Genomic DNA, 18594 nt, shown 5'->3' with positions numbered 1-18594 from the left:
TCTCTCAGAAACATTTCACCCTTCTGCCTATTCCCTGAGTTCTTTAGTCCAACTTTTATATGTTCGGGTTGTCGTAATCTCTATGTGTTAGCCGCTTACCTTAACCATTGCTGGACGCAGCACTTTATCTTTAAGCAGATAGCCCTTTTGTACTTCTTCTACTACTATGCCTTCCTCGTATTCATCCGACTCCACTTGCATGATAGCCTGATGATATTCAGGGTTAAAAGGCTGGCCAACCGCATTCATCGGTGTAAGGCCTTCGGCCGATAGAACACCCTCAAGCTGACGGAAAATCATATCCACGCCTTTGGTGAAGGATTCCGCTTCCGCGCTTTCCTGGGCTGCCGTAAGGGCCCGGTCCATGTTATCCACGACTGGAAGAAGCTCGGTGATTAATTTGGCGGACGCATATTTAGCCAGCTCCTCTTTCTCCTTCAGTGTGCGTCTTCTGAAGTTGTCGAAATCAGCCTGGGAACGCAGAAAACGCTGCTGGTGCTCCTGCACCTCGGCACGAAGACGTTCAAGCTCCTCAGAGTCAGCAGATACCACTTCTTCCACAGCTTCGGCGGAGTCCCCGGACCTGATTTCGTCTGCTCCTTGCACTTCCTCTGTTTGCTCGTTCTGATTCACATCATTAGAAGGATTCATAGTATCTTCCTTTTTCTCTGTATTTGTTTCCTCTTGAATAGGTTGTTGTTCCTTCAAGATGTATTCACCTCCTTAAAATGCGGTTAATCGATTAATTCATTCATACATTAGTTTGGTTTGGATAAAAATTTGGTCATGTCTCTGGATAAAATATTCAGTAATGCAATAACTCTGGCATATTCCATCCGGGTCGGGCCTAAGATCCCGATAGTTCCCAGCGCCTCTCCCTCAACAGCATAAGTCGCTGTAATCAGACTGCAGTTCGCGAAGGCGGCATGATCGTTCTCTGTCCCAATACGGACCTGGATTCCTGTTCCGGATGATGCGGGAACAAGCAGCTTGAGCAGCGTAGGAGTCTCTTCGAGCAGATCCAGAATTCCTTTTACTTTGTCCACATCCCGGAATTCCGGCTGGGTAAGCATATTGGTCGTTCCGCTTAAGAAGACCCTTTGGCCATCCTTTCCACTATCTAGAGCCTGATCAAGCACAGTCATAATCTCCTCAAAGTGGGAGACATGCCGCTGCAGCTCCTGGCCCAGCTCTGTGTACAGAGCAGACTTCAGCTTATAGATAGGCACCCCGGTCAGCTTGCGGTTAAGCAGATTCACGACCTTCTCCATCTCGGACACGGACACACCCGCCGGAATGGATACCGTCTTATTCTCCACCTGGCCGGTATTCGTTACCACAATGGCCACAGCCGTATCTTCATTCAAGGATAACAGCTGAAAATGGCGCAGCGAAGTATGAAAAACCTCCGGTCCCAGGAGGATGGAAGTGTAATTCGTCATATGAGACAGAATGGTGCCGGCATGCTGGATAACCTGTTCAACCACGTTCAGCTTCTCAGCGTAGAAGTTCTTAAGCTGCATCAGTTCCTCTGAAGCAATTGCTTCTGGTGGTACCAGGTGATCAACATAGTATCTGTAGCCTTTATGTGAAGGTATTCGCCCCGCAGAGGTGTGGGGCTGTTCCAGGAAACCGAGTTCTTCCAAATCGGACATCTCATTACGAATGGTAGCCGGACTATAGCCAACATCGCCACGCTTGGAAATACTCCGAGAGCCAACAGGCTCAGCCGAACGGATATAGTCATCTACAATAGCCGTCAAAATCATTCTTTGCCGTTCCGTTAACATGATATCCCTCCTAGCGGACTTCATCGTACATGTAATCCAACCACGGTTCGTTAGCACTCACTTCTATCGAGTGCTAATCGTTAATACAAAAATACCAAAACCATATGGCTATTGTCAAGTCAGCACGGCAGGATTCAAGGCCTATATAAGATGAACTATTGATTTACTCGTTAGGCAGGCATGTGAAATGTTATTTCGCAACAATTGCCTGTGATAAAATTAAATCATCATGGGATTTCTAAAATTCCCCAACCAACCTATACAATAACAATTGGAGAGTGAGATATATTATGTTATTCCAAAATGGAAGGTTAAAGGTCCGTGAGCTAGAAGCAGAGGACAGCTCTGTTTTGGTTAAATGGCTTTCCAACCCGGCCGTCCTTGAATTTTATGAGGGAAGAGACAACCCGTTTGACTTGGACAAAGTAATCAGCGTCTTCTATGCTTCGGGGGATGAAGAAGTCAGATGTATCGTAGAGTATGATGATCAAGCGATTGGGTATATTCAATTCTATACTTTAGATGATAAAACGAAAGAAAAATATGGATACGGGGCTGGATGTGAGAACGAGAGTATTTACGGCATAGACCAATTTATAGGTGAAGATGAATATAGGGATAAAGGAATTGGTACCTTACTGGTCACAAGTATGACCCGATTTATAATCGACGACAAAAAGGCCGATCGGGTAGTTATGGACCCGCAAACCAGAAATACAAAAGCTCTGAAATGTTATGAAAAATGCGGTTTTACAAGAGTCAAGCTTCTTCCTAAACGGGAACTTCACGAGGGAGAATTCCGGGACTGCTGGCTGATTGAGTATCGCAAATGATAAACAGTGTTTTTTTTCTGTTCGCCCGCCACAAACAAAACACAGCTCCATCTACACCTAAGTGCAGATAGAGCTGTGTTATGATCAATGGTTAATTAACAGGATGTTCTATTCCCTGTTAATCGATTTCCACTGATTGAATACTATCCTCATCCGTAGGGTCCAAGTTATAGAATAAGTAGCCTGATTTGTAGTCCACCGAACCATAGATGAAATTATAATTCAAACGATATCCGCTTCCTTCTCTGGAGATCGACTCGGCTGGAAAACTGTTAGGGTACTTACTCATATGAACATCTAGATACAATGAAAAGAAAGTATCCGTCAAATGAAGTTTGTCTTTTAGTTCATCAGACATGTATAAAATTAAACTTGGGAAAGCCATCCCGGTATCCATCTGCTTATCGGCCCAATCCGCCCATTGCATGCCATCCGACATCGTGCCGCCAATGAGAAATCTCTTCCCGTCAGATGAGGACATCACATCCCAATCGAAATCCAGATCTACTCCCTTGAAGGAAAGCGATCCATAATTCTTGTTTAAGTAATCCTCCAGGGTTTTAGAGTCCATCGCTTTCCCGGTTGAACCGGTCGAAGGCTTCTGCTGAACAGAGGGGCTCAGCTTCTGCTCAACTTGAGGTTTAGCCAAAAAGGCCTTAACATCGCTTGATGGAATCGCCAGATTAATGCTGGCTGAGCTTTCAATCAATGCCGATGTAATCCCCACCAGTTCCCCTTTCATATTAAACAGGGCGCCGCCACTGCTTCCATGGTCAATTGGAGTAGAGATCTGTATGTAATTCTGACCTTGTACATTTCTTAAGGTTTGACTGATTACTCCGCTGGTCAGTGAATTCTTGAACCCTAGAGGGGAACCAATGGCTACAACCTCCTCTCCCAATTGGAGCGTCGTAGAGTCACCCATAGTTACTGCCGCAAGATTAGTTGCAGGAATTTTTAATAATGCCAAGTCACGGCTCTCATCCTTGCTTAAAATAATTGAGGTTGTAAAAGAACGTTGGTCATTGAACTCAACCTTGACGGATGCGGCTTCGTCAATAACATGATAATTCGTGATAATCTTGCCGTCCGAGCTGATTACAACCCCGCTCCCCGAGGCCAACACCTTATTTGAAGCATCGTACGTTTCAATGTACACTACCCGGTTGGACAGCTTCCCGATCTCCTGGACCGATGTAGTTGAAGTTGACGGAACCGTTGATGGATTCGGTGCTTGGGCCGGTGGAGTTGTCGTCTGTGCTGAATTGTCCTTTGCACTGTATTCAAAAGATGGGGGAACAGGAGAAACGATATTAATCTCTTTCCCATGAACCTCAATAGTGCTGCCAAATGATTCACCGATAAAACGAAGCGGAACATAAGTTACCCCCAAGATGGTACGAGGTTTTGTAGTTAACTGTATTTTATTTCCATCCTTGATTGCAAACTTCTGCCCCATAGTAATCGCGATATTAACCCCATTCTTGGAAGCCTTCACCGTCTGGGTCTTGGCATCCCATTTCACACTTGCGCCTAATCCCTCAAAAATAGTCCTTAGAGGAACAAGGGTTGTTCCGTTCTCCTGTATCGGCTTGCTGGAAAATTGCAGCTTAACCCCGTCAATCGAAACAGAAATCTCTTGGCTTGCTCCAAATACAGCAGCCGGTAAAACCATCGACAGCAATAACACCAACAATATGACTTTCTTCATCTTTTTTCCCCATTCTGCCTTATTTGCATGCTCGCATTTCACCATTATAGGATAAATGTACCATTAGAGGAATATATTTTTTATAGAATATAGGAGAATCCGCTCACAACAAAAAACACTGCCATCAGCAAATGCCGATTGAGCAGTGTTCTGAATCTATCAAAGTCAGCTTAACATCTTAAGCACAGCTATTTCATCACAGGCGTGCTGCTTAGGGCAGCTTACGCAATCTGTCCAGACCTTTTCGGGAAAAATCTCTTTATCCACTACGGTGAACCCGTTTTTCTTGAAAAATGAAACTTCGTAGGTCAAAGCCATGATTTTGGGGATTTGGCGTTCTCTTGCCTGCTTGATCAGTTCCTCAATAATTTTGGAGCCAATGCCCATCCCCTTATAGCCTTCGGAAATCCCCAAGGAGCGCACCTCAACCAAATCTTGGCCGAGAAGACATAAAGAACCGCACCCAACCACAACTCCATCAACTTCCGCTACAACAAAATCCCCGATTTGACGCTCCAGCACCTTACGGGAACGCGGCAGCATAATTCCCTGGCGTGCATATTCCTCAATCATTTCAAAAAGCGGATCCACATCCGATAATACCGCCTGTCTGCATACCACTGTCATTGTACTGCCCCCTGAGCTGAATCATAATATGAATAAATATACAGCAAGGCGTATAAGATTTCAATACATAATTATCTATATTTATGCAGGATATGCAGAACTCAGGCATGTGGAACTCTTCAAATTCAATCCTTTATTAAATTAAATCAAGTATCTTAGCCAACTAATTTTGGCTTGTCAGGCTGCCGATAAATTCCGCAAATACCTCATTGCCAAACAAAACACCCTTCTCACTCAGCTTGTAACCTTCAAATTCTTCCGTCTTCTCCAACAGTCCGGCCTTTAGCATCTTATTCAGAGGCGCACGGAATTTCTCTTCTATAGATATACCGAACTGTTCCACAAACCGGCGGCTCTGGATTCCGTCCAGAACCCGGAGTCCAACCATAACAAAGTCCTCCATTGCTTCCGCAGAGGTTACTTCAAACTGCTCCATGCGCGGAAGGCCGTTGGCCGCAGCTTCGTTGTAAGGATTGACCCCCTTAATATTGATATGACGCTGTCCTCCCACATATCCGTGGGCTCCAGCCCCAAGTCCATAATAATCTTCATTGCGCCAGTAGGTCATATTGTGCCTGCTCTCGAACCCAGGCTTGGCAAAATTACTGATCTCATACTGCTTATACCCCGCTTCTTTCATACGGGACATCAGCAGTAGGTACATTTGAAGCTCATCCTCTTCATCGGGAAGCGGAAGCTGATTCTTCTGATACATGGTATGGAAAAGCGTATTCTCCTCCACCTTAAGACTGTATATGGAGTAATGCGGAAGACCAAGCGCCAGAGCTTTCGTGATGCTCTGATCCAGCATTTCTACAGTCTGGTTCGGGAGCCCGAACATCAGATCAATTGACATATTCGTGATTCCGGCTTTTTGCGCATTCTCCAAGCTCCGGTACACATCATCCGTGTTATGAATCCGGCCAATGCCGCCAAGCAGCTCATTCTGAAACGCCTGGACTCCGAAGCTGACCCGGTTTACCCCACCGTCTTTCATCACGGCAAGCTTCTCCAAATCCGTTGTGCCCGGATTGGCCTCCATCGTAAATTCCATATTATCCGCCCATTTCGGGAAATGCTTGCGGACTGAGCTTAAGAAATACTGCATTTCATCAGGCTTCAAAACTGTGGGTGTTCCACCTCCCACAAAGATCGTATCAATCACATCTGGTGGAGTCGCCTGAACAGTAAGTTCCATCTCACGATCCAAAGCCCTCAAATAATCCATGACCGGCTGATCCTTGAGTACATAAGAGTTGAAATCACAGTAGAAACATTTATTTGTACAAAACGGAATGTGTATATAAACGGCTTTCGGTGCAGTGTCCTTCAAATTGCGGGGTTCATCTGCCCGATCTGCCTTGAATTGATTTGTATTTAGCATATTGCTGCCCTCCTGCCTTCAAAGCTTCAGAATTAAAACTTAGCTGGTATCTACCTTTTCTGGATAAAGGTTATTCTCTTACTCTCTGTTCTTGTCTTCCTCTTTTTTACCTTCTAATCTTATGGAAAAAGGAAAGCCTCGCGGCTTTCCTTCAGTGCTTTGACAAGTCGTTTGCGATTTAATAAGTTACAGTAGGGATTGGATATGTCTTTTCCAGCCGCTTCTTGTCGGCCCTTTGCTTTGATTAGACTAAACAGTAGCAAAGGGCTCCCAAAGGCGGACGTAAACTCTTGAAAGACATATTCCTATCTCCTTCTTATTTATTAAATGAACTATGCCTTGTCTCCATCAATGCTACGCCAGCTTTCCTTTTCTCCGTAATCCCGCCTACTCCTCGTCGATCTTAAGAACCGCCATGAACGCTTCCTGCGGCACCTCTACACTGCCGACCTGCTTCATGCGCTTCTTCCCTTCCTTCTGTTTCTCCAGGAGCTTCCGTTTACGTGAGATGTCACCGCCATAACACTTGGCAAGCACGTTCTTGCGCATCGCCTTAACGGTCTCACGTGCGATAACCTTGGTTCCAATGGAAGCCTGAATCGGCACCTCGAACATTTGGCGCGGGATGAGCTTCTGAAGCTTTTGACAGATCAGGCGTCCACGATGGAATGCCCGGTCCCGGTGAACGATGAAGGATAAAGCATCCACCTGTTCCCCATTGAGGAGAATCTCCATCTTCACCAGGTTGGAAGTGCGGTAGCCAGACAATTCATAGTCGAATGAGGCGTAACCTTTGGTGCTGGATTTCAACTGATCGAAGAAATCATAGACGATCTCCGACAGCGGAATGATGTACGTAATGGTTACACGGGTCGTATCCAAATACTCCATGTTTACAAATTCCCCGCGCTTGCTCTGGCAGAGCTCCATGATCGTGCCTACATAGTCATTAGGAACAATAATCGCAGCTTTCACATACGGCTCCTCGACGTGATCGATCTTACCCACCTCAGGATAGTTGGACGGGTTATCGATATCTACGACTTCGCCGTTTGTCAGGGTAACTTTGTAAATAACGCTCGGCGCGGTTGTAATCAGCGGGATGTTGAACTCACGCTCAATCCGCTCCTGAATAACATCCATATGAAGCAATCCGAGGAAGCCGCAGCGGAACCCGAAGCCGAGTGCACTTGAAGTCTCCGGTTCGAAGCTGAGCGAGGCATCGTTAAGCTGAAGCTTCTCCAGCGCCTCACGCAGGTCATTATAATCAGACGTTTCGATCGGATACAGACCGCAGTACACCATCGGGTTGATTTTGCGGTAACCTGGCAGCGGTTCCAGCGTAGGATTCTTCGCATCAGTCACGGTATCCCCGACACGGGTATCGCCAACCGTCTTGATGCCCGCAACGATAAATCCGACATCACCAACGTTGAGCTCGTCCACAATCGTCATCCGCGGCATAAACGCGCCAACCTCAATGACCTCAAAGGTCTTGTCGGTCGCCATCATCTTAATCTTGGAACCGGCCTTGATCTTGCCGTCAATGACACGGACGTACACAATAACCCCTTTGTACGGGTCATAATGAGAGTCAAAGATCAGCGCCTTAAGCGGCTGGTCCGGATCTCCCGACGGGGCAGGCACCTTGCTGACTACCTGCTCTAAAATTTCCTTAATTCCGATCCCGGCCTTGGCGGAAGCGTGGACCGCCTCGCTTGCATCGAGGCCGATAACGTCTTCAATCTCCTGCTTCACCCGGTCCGGGTCTGCACTTGGCAGGTCGATCTTGTTGATTACCGGCAGGATTTCCAGATTGTTGTCAAGTGCCAAATAAACGTTGGCCAGCGTCTGGGCTTCAATCCCCTGCGCCGCATCAACGACCAGAAGCGCCCCTTCACAGGCGGCTAGGCTTCGGGACACCTCATACGTAAAATCGACGTGTCCTGGTGTATCAATCAAATTAAGCAGATATTCTTCCCCATCATCCGCACGGTACGTTAGCCGTACAGCCTGCAGCTTGATGGTAATCCCCCGTTCGCGTTCCAGCTCCATCTGGTCCAGAACCTGATCCTGCATCTCACGGGAGGTCAAAGCGCCCGTATATTCCAGAATACGGTCGGCCAATGTGGATTTACCGTGGTCTATATGTGCAATAATGCTGAAATTTCGAATCTTCTCCTGTCTTGCCCTAATATCTGTCATTCCTTACCCCCACCAAAGAACCTAAGTATAATCAATTTATTATATCATACGGAAAGAACTAAAGAAACGCACGTTTCGTGAGGCACAAAATGCGGGTTCTCTCCGTACCCGGCGGGAATATGGCTAATTCGTTAATGAACCGAACAAGGACACGACCCACTTAATCCCGCTCTGGGAAGCCTGCTGAAGCAGCTGGCCTGTCCGGTCAGCAAACCGGTCAATAGGTGTCTGCTGGGCTTCCGGAAGCAGGAGGGTGCCGGGTGTCTGCAGCGCCCCCGTTGCCGCCTGGCTCTGCACCGCCTGCTGGGTTGACTGCTGCTGGGCGACCTGCTGCTGGACGGTCTGCTGCTGGACGGTCTGCTGTGTAACCTGCTGAAGGGTAGCTTGTCCATCCTGTGCCGCAGGTACCAGGGCCAGGCCTTGCCCACCTGCAACGGGCTGAAGCACCCACCCTCCCGTCTGGGCGGGCAGCTGCCCGCCCGAGGTCTGTCCTGAGGCTGAAGCTCCGGTTCCAGCAATCGTATTCGGCCTTACTGGATTCGCTTGGTTTCCCAAGGAAGTGCCTGACAGCTGCATGCCAAGCGTAGCCCCTGCAGCCAGAATGAGGCCATACAGAAGCATTTTTCTAACCGTTCGTTTCATTATACTTCCTCCTTAGACGCCAACAGGGGCTGATGTTTATGCATGCGGAGGAACCGGATCCCCCGCTTGTGCTGTATTTTTGGATTTGCCTTCTTTAGGTTCTGTCTTTTTCGGCGTATCCACTTTCTTGGCTTTCTGCTCGCTCCAATATACCTCAGCAATCATATCTGCCAGAATCTTGGACGTGCGTTCCAGCTCTTCCTTAGTATTGTCAATTCCCCCAACCTCAATCAGCACACTGTTAGAAGAGAAGGATTGATTATATTCGCCATTCCCCTGAGCCGATGTCTTACCCCATATTCCCCGGGAGACGCCCGGATAGCTTTTCTCCAGCCGATTGTGAATCTGGCTTGCAAAAGCCTCATTCTTGCGCCAATTCGGATTGGCGTGACCTATAATAAAGTACACCTGCGCATAGGTCGTGCCCTTAATGGTTGCTGTGGTCTTTTTATAAGGCTGGGAATCTCTGTGGATATCAATGAAATAAGTCAGATCTTTGTTCTGGGAGATTGCTTCCTTTACAGTCGCCCTGGAGTATTTATAAGAATAATTGTAGTTGTAGTTCTTCACGGTGGAGGCATAATCCGCTAGTGAGTGAAGGGTGGCAAGTCCTTTGCGCTCCAGTTCTTTGGACACCATACTGCCGACTAACCCGACATTCTTAGAAAAGTTGGCCGAGCTGGGGTTGTCGTCGGAAGCTCCCAGCAGCGGATTGTACGACTCTTGTGGATGTGAATGATAAATCATAACCACTTTTTTGCTCCCTGGTTTAGAGCCTTGACTTTTATCGGTAGAGTTCCCTTTCTTCCCGTTATCCTGGCCAGCCGGCTCCTTGTCCGGTGTGGCGTCAGCCCGCTGCGGCTTGCGGGAGTTCGGATTATAATCCTCAGGAGCGTCCACCCCTTTATTTCCCGAGCCATTTCTTAACAGTACGGGGTTATTCGCGCCAAGACCCGGCACCTCACGGGCCAGCAGACTTTTAGGATCAGATGGATTCACATTAGTCAGCAGCTGAAATGCAAAATTCGTCATATTCTTGGCAGACAGGGCAGAGGGTCCCTGACCACTGCCGAGATGGGGTACCTCCATACCCACTATTTCCTCAAAAAAACGGCTGGACAGCGAGGCCGCAAATCCCTTCATGGAAGACACCGGGGAACTATTCAAGCTCCGCTCCGTCAACCCGCCAATTGCCAGTAAAATAAAAAACACTATCGACAACACCATGAGCAGCATAAAGGTGCGGCCCATCGCGAGCACCTGCATCAACCTCTGTCTCCATCTGCCAATGTTCCAGGTTCTAAAAGATTTCATGGTTCCTTTCATCCTCCCTCTTAGCTGATTGAGTAATTGACTCTTATACTCCAAATCTATGAACTGAGGCAAAAAGGTAGAACCTGGATTCTTACAAAAAAATAGAAGTCCGCTAGAATGCGAACTTCATAGATTGTATAAGTCGAACTAAGGATTTACCCGTAGGCAGCCGTGTGAAATGTTCCACCGATTGCGAACGCTTCGCTTCTCCAGAATCATTTCACAACTCACCTAAGGGTAATTCTTAAGTTCAACTTTATAGCTCACTCATGAGTTAATGGGTGTATGCGCCGACGTTCTCCGCATTCACGGCTTGATGCAGTGATGCGTTCAGCCCACTGGCGATGATATTGGCGATATCTTCAATGAACTCGTCAATTTCTTTGGGCGTCACAATAACATCGTGACCAAGCGGTTCAAGCACTTCTTTTACCAGACCGAGCCTTTCCTGTTCACTGAGATCGGTAATCAGACCCATAATTTGCTTGGTCTGGCTGCTTCCCGTGCCGCCATGCTCCTGATCAAAGTGTTTGACCAACAGGTCAAATGTATTGTTGACAATCGTTGACGCATAACATACCGTTGGCACCCCAATCGCAATACAAGGCACGCCGAGAATCTCTTGGGTCAACCCCCGTCTTTTATTGCCGATTCCCGATCCCGGATGTATGCCTATGTCCGCAATCTGGATTGTTGTATTCAGACGGTCCAGCGATTTGGAAGCTAAAGCATCGATCGCAATAATGAGATCCGGCCTTGTCCGCTCCACAATACTTTGAACAATCTCGCTGGATTCAATACCGGTAATGCCCAGCACTCCTGGTGCTATGGCGCTGACTTCCCGGTAACCGGGAGCGACCTGATCGGGGGCAAGCTGGAAGTAATGGCGGGTTACCAGCGCGTTCTCCACGACAAGCGGTCCCAGAGCATCTGGAGTCACGTTCCAGTTACCCAGCCCGACAATAAGCACCTTGTTCTCTGCCGTGATTCCAATCTTGTTCAGGAAACCCGAGAACTCCTGGACAAAGGTGGCTGTCACACGCTCCTGCAGACCGGTATCCTGATTCCGCAGCGCCGGCACCTCAATCGTGACATAATGCCCTTGAACTCTTCCAATCTGTCTGGAGGCTGATTCATTCAGCACGTCGAGACGGGTAACCTTAATACCATCATCCTCGGTAATTTGCTCATTCAATCCGGGGATAGGAGCACCGTGTACCCGTTCAGCAATCTCCTTCGCTTCCACTGCCAAATCCGTTCGTGTCACATACTGGCTTAAATCCAACGTCATTTCGTACAACCTCCTTGTCTACGTTTCCTATATTGTGCGGGAGAAACCTTGAGATTATACGAGAGATGTTTTATGATGAATTTATTGCTTTTTACTGGGCCCCATGCTAAAATATTTTAAGTTGTGAATTTTCGTAGATGCTTTACAGGAGGTGAATGCAATGCCTAACATTAAATCCGCCATCAAACGTGTGAAAACTAACGACAAACGCCGCGCGCTGAACGCTTCCCAAAAGTCCGCTCTTCGTACGGTTGTTAAAGCCGCTGATTCCGCACTGGCTAACAACGAAGTGGATACAGCTAAAGCCGCTTTCGCCGCAGCTTCCAAGAAATTGGATAAAGCTGTAACGAAAGGTTTGATCCATAAAAATGCAGCTGCTCGTAAGAAATCCCGCTTGGCAAAAAAATTGAACGCTCTTACAAAGCAAGCGTAAGGCGCTATTATATGTCAAATGCAAAAAACGGATGCTTCCTAACCTCGGAAGCATCCGTTTTTTGGTGTCTGTTGGCCTCATTTTCTCTCTTAAATGCAATTCTTGAATTATGTTCAGGGAATGAAGTTCAAAACCAAAGTCTAGAGGTTGGGTGGCTTTCGCTTGCCCATCACTTCTGAAAAAGCAGGTGGCAGACCAAATTAGTAAAGCGCCAGCCGAGGGATAACTCCTTAGACTGACGCTTTGCTTACTTTTTAGACTAGGCACCCAAACCGAGAAGGAACATCTCAAGTCCAAGCACCTTATCAATCCGGCCGCTTTTCATCTTGTAATCCAGCTCAGCCAAATCGGACAAGGAACGACGCAGCCGCGCCGCTTCAAATTTGCGCGCCTGTTCACCAGCCACCTTCACTGCGTAGGGATGCAGTCCAAGCTGGGAAGCGATTTGCTGTTGGGAATAACTCTGCCCGCCAAGCTCTTTGACCTGAAGCATAATCCTGAACTGCCGCGCAATGAGTGCCGCGATCTTGATCGGCTCTTCCCGCTGCTTAAGCAGCTCATAAAAGGTGGAGAGGGCTTTCTCCAACCGGAGGTTTGCGATATCTTCAACCATAGCAAAGACATTCTGCTCGGTGGAACGGGCCACAAGCTGGTGAACATCCCCAGCTGTAATCACGCCCCCCTTTCCCGCATAAAGACAAAGCTTGTTGACTTCGGCGGACAATGCTGCCATCTGAACCCCGGCACTATCCAGCAGCGCTTGGGCCGCAGACTCATCCATGATGCAGTCTCTCGTTTTAGCCTGCCGGATGACCCATCCAATCAGCTCATTCCCGCCTAACGGCATAAAGGAGAGCACCTGCCCTTTCGCCTTCATCGACTTTACGGTTTTCTTGCGCTCATCGAGCTTGTCCCCATTCACAGTAAATACAACTACACTGTGCTCTGCCGGGTTATCCAGATAAGCTAGAAGCCGGTCCACTTTATGTTCAATCTTGCCGCCATCCTTCGCAGCTGAGAAGAGCGAGCTGTCCCGCACAAGGATGAGCTTACGTTCAACCAGAAACGGCAGAGTCTCCGCCTCCTCAATCACAACCTCGATTGGAGTTTCCGACAGATCATAATGAACCACGGCAAAATCACGGTTCTCGGCATCTACAATTTGCTCCTGTACCAGATGAATGAACTCCTGAATTTGGTACTTCTCCGAACCGTAACATAAATATAATGGGGACACAGCCCCTTTTTTAATTTCTTTAACAGCTGTCTTTGCATCCATAACGTAACCCGAATCCCTCCTGCCTTTACCCCCCTATATTGTATGTAAATCCTTAGGCAAAGTCTATCTCTCATCCGGCTGAAGGCTGCCGCGACCTTAGCTTATCAATCCACATAGGAAATAAGTCAGCACTTCCATGGCTATAAACAACAAAGAGACCCGAGCCAGGATGGCACTGAGGTCTCTTTGTCCCGGAGCATCTATATAAACGTCAGGTACGAAGGCTCTAGAAACCTTCTGCCTGGCGGTCATAGACGATCAGGAAGCCTATTGTTTCTTGTTACTTATTATATAACCTATTCATCAGGCTCTGAAAAGGTTCCTATTGTGACAAATTGGTGGAATTTGTCTTATCCTCATTATTCTCAACGGTATAAGTATAATCCTTCACCGTATCATTTAATGAAGTCTGGTAGCTGAAGGTTTTGCTGTCTTCAGACCATTCCCCTTTAACCCAATTTCCGTTCAGGGTAATATCGCTTAACAAGGTCCGGTCGTCTGTATTGTTAAGGTATACCTTCAGATGATCCTGTTCCACTTCGGCAACATACTTACCGTCCGGGGACAGCTTTATAGGCGAGGAGCTCATGATTCCCATAAAACCGTTAGTATCTGGCGCCAATGGAATTTTTTCTTGAGTTTTCTCTGGAGACTTATCCTTGTTGACCACGGATTTGTCCTGGCCGCTCTGTTTGGTCTGAGTACCGTCCACTTTCTTCTGATCCATTGACCGGTTCCCGGAAGAACCTGAGGCAGCTGATTTGTCCTGCTCCGTCACCTGTGAAGTGAACTCCTTAACCCCATCCGTAGTTGTCTTCTCCGGGCTGCCGCTTTTCTTTGTATCACTCTTGTGCGAAACCGGAGGAGCTGCTCCCTCTTTCTCTGTCCGCGTGGCGGCATGATCTGCTCCGCCCTGCTTGGCATCGCCCTGAGCCCCCGCATTCTTCTTCACGCCATCGGCCGATGGTTCCGAAGACTGCTTAGAAGAATCCTTTGGTGTTGGGACGGAGTCCGCCGCTCCCGGGTCCACTTGGGTCGACACTTCTGCTCCCGCTGAACTTGAATTCTGTGTATCCTTCTTCAGCTGAGTCTGCTGTGAAGTTGGAGCAATCTCGGCATTAGGTATCGTCTCAGGCTGGTACTGGTATATAAAGATCCCAAGAATAACAGCCGCAGCTGTTCCCAAGGCTGCCGGTACAGCAGCACGTGTACGCCAAAACGGGGTACGTTCCTTCTTGCTCCGGCTCGAAATACTCTTCATCAAAGGAACTTCCGCTTCAGACACCTCAAGCGTGCTTCCTTCTTCATCACGGGCTCTGTCAATCTCGTCGAGTCTTGGGAGGATGGAGTCCACAATACTGAATTTAGGGGTGACTTCCGGAAGCTGATAGAGATTGTCAGACAAGTGCTTCAATACGTCATAGGTTCTGGCACAATCGTCACAGCTGCGAAGATGCTCTTTAAGCCGGGTAACTTCTTCTTCACTTAGATCCCCATCTAAGTAACGATGAATCCATTCCACCGCTTCCGGGCATTTCATCCTGATACACCACCTTTCTGATAATCTTGTAGTAGGTTTTGCAGCTGTTGTCTTGCTCTGAATAAATAAGATTTGACCGTATTCAGCGGAAGATCCAGGCAATCCGCAATTTCATTGTAAGATAAGTCCTGTACATATCTCAGTACAACAACCGAGCGGTGATGATCTGGAAGCTGATTGATCGCTTCCTGAATATCCTGTGCCAGATACGTTGACATCACCTGCCGCTCCACATTCTCTTTGCCTTGAAAAACCATCTCATGTTCTTCAATGGATACGGTAGGCTTACTCCGGCGGAATTTGTCAATACAGATATTGGTCACGATCCGCTGAACCCAGGTTTTGAACTGTGCCTTTTCTTCATAGGAGTTAATTTTCGTATAAACGCGGATCAGCGCTTCCTGGGCGGCATCATGGGCATCCTGCTCATTATTCAATATATAATAGGCTGTGCGATATACCTGTTGTTCTATTTCTCGCAATAGGGTAATTAAAGCGTCGCGATCGCCTGATTGAGCGGCTCTGATGAGTCCCTGCTCGACCACAAAGGATCCCCCTTCCTTGCAACTATACAGACGTTACATTTTAGTAATATGTTGCAATCCAACATTTCTTTTTTTCTCAAATATCTAGGTTAAATTATATGGGTTCTTATGCCATAAGTCTCATCCTAGAATCATAACAGAAATCAGACATAGAGTCATCCGATCTGTTGTAACCAGAAAAGCGGGCTGCTTCGGTCATTTCCCCTCCAACCCCGCAAGTTTATGCCGCGTCACTAAGGCTCCTCCGCGCACCTGCATCTGTATCTCACCCATCCGGTCCGTCCGGTGGACAGCGCTCCCTATGTCAGCCAGCCTGCCTAGAATTTCAGGATGTGGATGCCCATAGCTGTTCGATTCTCCTGCCGAGATTACTGAAGCCTGCGGCTTCCAATATTCAAGCCACTGAACAGAGGTTGATGTGCGGCTGCCGTGATGCGCCACTTTAAGCACATCCAGCTTGCCTGTAATGCGGGGTCCCCACAGTTCGGTCACTTCCCGTTCGGCGGCCTCATCCATATCCCCTGTGAACAGAAACCGCACCCCATCCATCTCCATGAGAAAGGCTACGGAAATGTGGTTCTGCTCTTTAATATAAGGCACTTGTCCATCCACAGCGTCAACCGGTTTAACCGGTGCAAGAAATGTAAGGATCGTACGGCGGTCCGGTTTGACCCGCTGCCCCGAAGCCGTCTTATAGATGGGAATCCGCTTCAATAAGGCGGTCTGTGCCAAGTCATGCATCGTTTTCGATTCAGCCAGGCTTCCATTCATCAATAGGGCATCGACGGGGATGGAGTCCAGCACCGCCTGCAGCCCCCCGATGTGGTCTTGATCGGCATGCGTTAGTACAACAGCATTCAGCTTATGTATTCCTCTTTTCTTAAGAAGCGGAACCACTACCTTGGCCCCGACCTCATAAGGCTCCCTCTTCAGCTTCCAAGCCTCCTTCGGCTTGCCAAAGCTTACAGTCCCGCCTCCATCCACAAGAATATTGCGCCCCTCCGGGGTAATAATCAACGTACAATCTCCCTGCCCAACATCGATAAACTGAACGCTTCCTACTCCCTTGGGGGCTTCTGGCTGGTAGCCGTAAATGAGCAACCCAATTAAGGCAGTCCAGCATGCGGTCTGCTGCGCAGGAAGCACAAGGCGGCTGCGCCACGGCACCGGGGGCAGCACTTTAGGTTGCCGGTTTCCGTACATTTCTGGAGTTAACGGTTCCGTCTCATCGCCCGAAGTGGAATTCCGCGCAAATGGGCCAGTCTCCGAGCTCCTTAAGCTTAGATGCAGCACCAAGAAGACCAGTATGTAATAGGCAACAATCCACCATAGGGAGGGTGATTTCCATATCGTCATAAATCCGCTGTGCTCATTCATCCAACCTGCTGCTGCAAAGGTCAGCCTGTTCAGCAGCTCTACAGGGTAAGCGATCAAGCGTCCCAAGGGAAGCCACACAAGTCCAAGCAGCAGGGCCGCCGTTCCGGCTGCCAGCGATAAGACACCCACTACAGGCACAATGATAAAGTTAGCTGCGAGCGACAACAGAGAGAACTGATTGAAATAATAGATGGTAAGCGGAAAAGAAACCACCTGTGCAACAAGGGTCATTGATGCAGCCATCCTTATTTTACCTGGTAAAAAGCTTAAGAGAGGGCTCACATAAGGCACAAGCACAATCAAGCCTCCTGTAACGATAAATGACAGTTGGAAGCTGACATTAAACAAATAATAAGGTTCTAGGATCAACATAAGTAGTGCGGCTGCGGCCAAAATATTCAGGGAATCCTTGAACATTCCCTTCCTTAGCAGGAATAAGCCCAACATCGACATCACCCCTGAGCGGATAACCGATGGGGTGAACCCGGTAATCAGAACATAGAAGGGGATGAACACCATACATGTAAGCAGCGCTTTTTCCCTGCTGACTCTAAGGAGGCGGAGCAGCCAGAACAAGATTGCAATATTCAGTGCCACGTGACTCCCGGAAATGGCCAGAATATGTGTCAAACCTAATTCGGAGAAGTCACCGTAGGTTTCAGGGTCCAGTTCATCCGTCACCCCGATCAGCAGCCCCTTCATAAATCCTGCGTTCTTGTCGCTGAACAGCTGGCTGATGGTTGTACCCAGGTGACTTCTAAACTGGTCGTTCCAGGCAAGAATTGTGGTTGCTCCTAAGGACCCTGGTTGGGCAGTCCGCACATGCGCAGCTCCCTTGATCTTAAACAGCCAATGAATATGCTCCCTGTGCAAGTATTCCTGATAATCAAAGCCTCCGAAATTTCTGGAGGCAGAAGGTTGAACCAACGTTCCGCCGCTAAGATGCACTTTATGCCCGCGCTTCCAACCTGCCGACTTGTCCCGTTCTTCCTCATCTAAGAGACGTACTTGGGCAAGGATTGTTTCGCCCTTGGCATGGATCGTCACAGGCTCCCGTCCCGCAGGGGTTACAACCATGCTTTTTAGTCTGATTCTGAAATCCACCCGGTCCCCATCCCGCTCCGGCTGGGAGACAATCTCTCCTGCGGCCTGGCTAACCACTGCCTCTTGAGGTTGGGAAACATCCCGGAATTCGGATATCTTGGCCGAGATTTGACTTATATTCTTCATTTCATTGTAGTTCCAGTACAATGCAGCGCAAGTAAAAGTTAACCATAAAATCAAGCTTTTTTTCCAAGGGAGCGATGCCAACATTCCCACGAGAGGAATACACATCGTAATTCCTGCCCAAAACAACCAAAACGATAAACCTGTAAAACTACTTGCAGCTGTGCTTCCTAGAATCCAGCAGCAGCATACGGCGAATAAAGGCCTGCGGTTCACCGGTCATCACTCTCCAAATCTATGATCTGACAAACAAGGTTTTTAATCATCGCTTCCGTCAAGGCGTGTTCTCAAACACCCGAACAGGAACCGGAACAACCAGTGAAACAATTAGTGGAACAGCAACCAGAGCAGCAACCAGAGCAGCAACCAGAGCAGCAACCAGAGCAGCAACCAGAG

The 18594-nt window shown here is 48.1% G+C and carries 15 protein-coding genes; 2 read left to right on the top strand and 13 right to left on the bottom strand.

Features of this window, described 5'->3' with window-relative positions; genetic code table 11:
• Positions 1–87: 87 nt before the first annotated feature.
• On the bottom strand, positions 88–690 hold the full coding sequence (gene grpE, locus BN6628_RS07800) for a nucleotide exchange factor GrpE (protein WP_392397658.1): 603 nt from the start codon (positions 688–690) through the stop codon (positions 88–90).
• 68 nt (positions 691–758) lie between these two features.
• The gene (gene hrcA / locus BN6628_RS07795) at positions 759–1790 is read right to left on the bottom strand and encodes a heat-inducible transcriptional repressor HrcA (RefSeq protein WP_068616194.1); all 1032 of its coding nucleotides are present in this window, start codon (positions 1788–1790) and stop codon (positions 759–761) included.
• A 290-nt stretch (positions 1791–2080) separates the two neighbouring features.
• Here hrcA and BN6628_RS07790 point away from each other — a divergent pair, with 290 nt between their 5' ends.
• The gene (locus BN6628_RS07790; protein WP_068616193.1) at positions 2081–2623 is read left to right on the top strand and encodes a GNAT family N-acetyltransferase; all 543 of its coding nucleotides are present in this window, start codon (positions 2081–2083) and stop codon (positions 2621–2623) included.
• Positions 2624–2741: 118 nt separating this feature from the next.
• Here BN6628_RS07790 and BN6628_RS07785 read toward each other — a convergent pair whose 3' ends face one another.
• From BN6628_RS07785 to gpr, 7 genes are all read right to left on the bottom strand, one after another.
• Entirely contained in the window at positions 2742–4334 is a 1593-nt protein-coding gene (locus tag BN6628_RS07785) for a trypsin-like peptidase domain-containing protein (RefSeq protein WP_068616191.1), read from the bottom strand.
• Between the two features lie 165 nt (positions 4335–4499).
• Positions 4500–4961 (bottom strand): N-acetyltransferase, encoded by a 462-nt coding sequence (locus BN6628_RS07780; RefSeq protein WP_068616189.1) that lies wholly within the window; start codon positions 4959–4961, stop codon positions 4500–4502.
• A gap of 163 nt (positions 4962–5124) precedes the next feature.
• Positions 5125–6345, bottom strand: a complete 1221-nt coding sequence (hemW, locus tag BN6628_RS07775; protein ID WP_068616187.1) for a radical SAM family heme chaperone HemW — start codon at positions 6343–6345, stop codon at positions 5125–5127.
• A gap of 387 nt (positions 6346–6732) precedes the next feature.
• A complete protein-coding gene (gene lepA, locus BN6628_RS07770; protein ID WP_068616185.1) occupies positions 6733–8550 on the bottom strand; it encodes a translation elongation factor 4 in 1818 nt (605 codons plus the stop codon).
• A 123-nt stretch (positions 8551–8673) separates the two neighbouring features.
• Complete coding sequence (locus BN6628_RS07765; RefSeq protein WP_068616184.1) at positions 8674–9192, bottom strand: hypothetical protein; 519 nt, start codon at positions 9190–9192, stop codon at positions 8674–8676.
• Between the two features lie 36 nt (positions 9193–9228).
• Positions 9229–10506 (bottom strand): stage II sporulation protein P, encoded by a 1278-nt coding sequence (locus BN6628_RS07760; protein WP_068622080.1) that lies wholly within the window; start codon positions 10504–10506, stop codon positions 9229–9231.
• 274 nt (positions 10507–10780) lie between these two features.
• On the bottom strand, positions 10781–11797 hold the full coding sequence (gpr, locus tag BN6628_RS07755) for a GPR endopeptidase (protein ID WP_068616182.1): 1017 nt from the start codon (positions 11795–11797) through the stop codon (positions 10781–10783).
• A gap of 160 nt (positions 11798–11957) precedes the next feature.
• Here gpr and rpsT point away from each other — a divergent pair, with 160 nt between their 5' ends.
• Complete coding sequence (rpsT, locus tag BN6628_RS07750; protein WP_068616180.1) at positions 11958–12230, top strand: 30S ribosomal protein S20; 273 nt, start codon at positions 11958–11960, stop codon at positions 12228–12230.
• A 259-nt stretch (positions 12231–12489) separates the two neighbouring features.
• Here the strand turns inward: rpsT and holA are convergent, their stop codons facing one another.
• The 4 genes from holA to BN6628_RS07730 form a co-directional block, all read right to left on the bottom strand.
• Positions 12490–13509, bottom strand: a complete 1020-nt coding sequence (gene holA, locus BN6628_RS07745; RefSeq protein WP_068616178.1) for a DNA polymerase III subunit delta — start codon at positions 13507–13509, stop codon at positions 12490–12492.
• A gap of 322 nt (positions 13510–13831) precedes the next feature.
• Entirely contained in the window at positions 13832–15049 is a 1218-nt protein-coding gene (locus BN6628_RS07740; RefSeq protein WP_068616176.1) for an anti-sigma factor, read from the bottom strand.
• Entirely contained in the window at positions 15046–15594 is a 549-nt protein-coding gene (locus BN6628_RS07735; protein ID WP_068616173.1) for an RNA polymerase sigma factor, read from the bottom strand. The genes BN6628_RS07740 and BN6628_RS07735 overlap by 4 nt, the downstream gene beginning before the upstream one ends.
• 195 nt (positions 15595–15789) lie before the next feature.
• On the bottom strand, positions 15790–18414 hold the full coding sequence (locus tag BN6628_RS07730; RefSeq protein WP_068616172.1) for a ComEC/Rec2 family competence protein: 2625 nt from the start codon (positions 18412–18414) through the stop codon (positions 15790–15792).
• Between the last annotated feature and the right edge of the window lie 180 nt (positions 18415–18594).

The sequence above is a fragment of the Paenibacillus tuaregi genome, from assembly GCF_900086655.1.
Lineage (GTDB): Bacteria > Bacillota > Bacilli > Paenibacillales > Paenibacillaceae > Fontibacillus > Fontibacillus tuaregi.
The sequence above is the reverse complement of the archived record's forward strand: the minus strand, read 5'-3'. Positions and strand labels throughout refer to the sequence as shown.

Excerpts from the sequence above, each read along its gene's own strand:
- hrcA (WP_068616194.1), bottom strand. The coding sequence starts at position 1,790 with ATGTTAACGGAACGGCAAAGAATGATTTTGACGGCTATTGTAGATGAC.
- BN6628_RS07790 (WP_068616193.1), top strand. The coding sequence starts at position 2,081 with ATGTTATTCCAAAATGGAAGGTTAAAGGTCCGTGAGCTAGAAGCAGAG.
- BN6628_RS07785 (WP_068616191.1), bottom strand. The coding sequence starts at position 4,334 with ATGAAGAAAGTCATATTGTTGGTGTTATTGCTGTCGATGGTTTTACCG.
- BN6628_RS07780 (WP_068616189.1), bottom strand. The coding sequence starts at position 4,961 with ATGACAGTGGTATGCAGACAGGCGGTATTATCGGATGTGGATCCGCTT.
- hemW (WP_068616187.1), bottom strand. The coding sequence starts at position 6,345 with ATGCTAAATACAAATCAATTCAAGGCAGATCGGGCAGATGAACCCCGC.
- lepA (WP_068616185.1), bottom strand. The coding sequence starts at position 8,550 with ATGACAGATATTAGGGCAAGACAGGAGAAGATTCGAAATTTCAGCATT.
- BN6628_RS07765 (WP_068616184.1), bottom strand. The coding sequence starts at position 9,192 with ATGAAACGAACGGTTAGAAAAATGCTTCTGTATGGCCTCATTCTGGCT.
- BN6628_RS07760 (WP_068622080.1), bottom strand. The coding sequence starts at position 10,506 with ATGAAATCTTTTAGAACCTGGAACATTGGCAGATGGAGACAGAGGTTG.
- gpr (WP_068616182.1), bottom strand. The coding sequence starts at position 11,797 with ATGACGTTGGATTTAAGCCAGTATGTGACACGAACGGATTTGGCAGTG.
- rpsT (WP_068616180.1), top strand. The coding sequence starts at position 11,958 with ATGCCTAACATTAAATCCGCCATCAAACGTGTGAAAACTAACGACAAA.
- holA (WP_068616178.1), bottom strand. The coding sequence starts at position 13,509 with ATGGATGCAAAGACAGCTGTTAAAGAAATTAAAAAAGGGGCTGTGTCC.
- BN6628_RS07740 (WP_068616176.1), bottom strand. The coding sequence starts at position 15,049 with ATGAAATGCCCGGAAGCGGTGGAATGGATTCATCGTTACTTAGATGGG.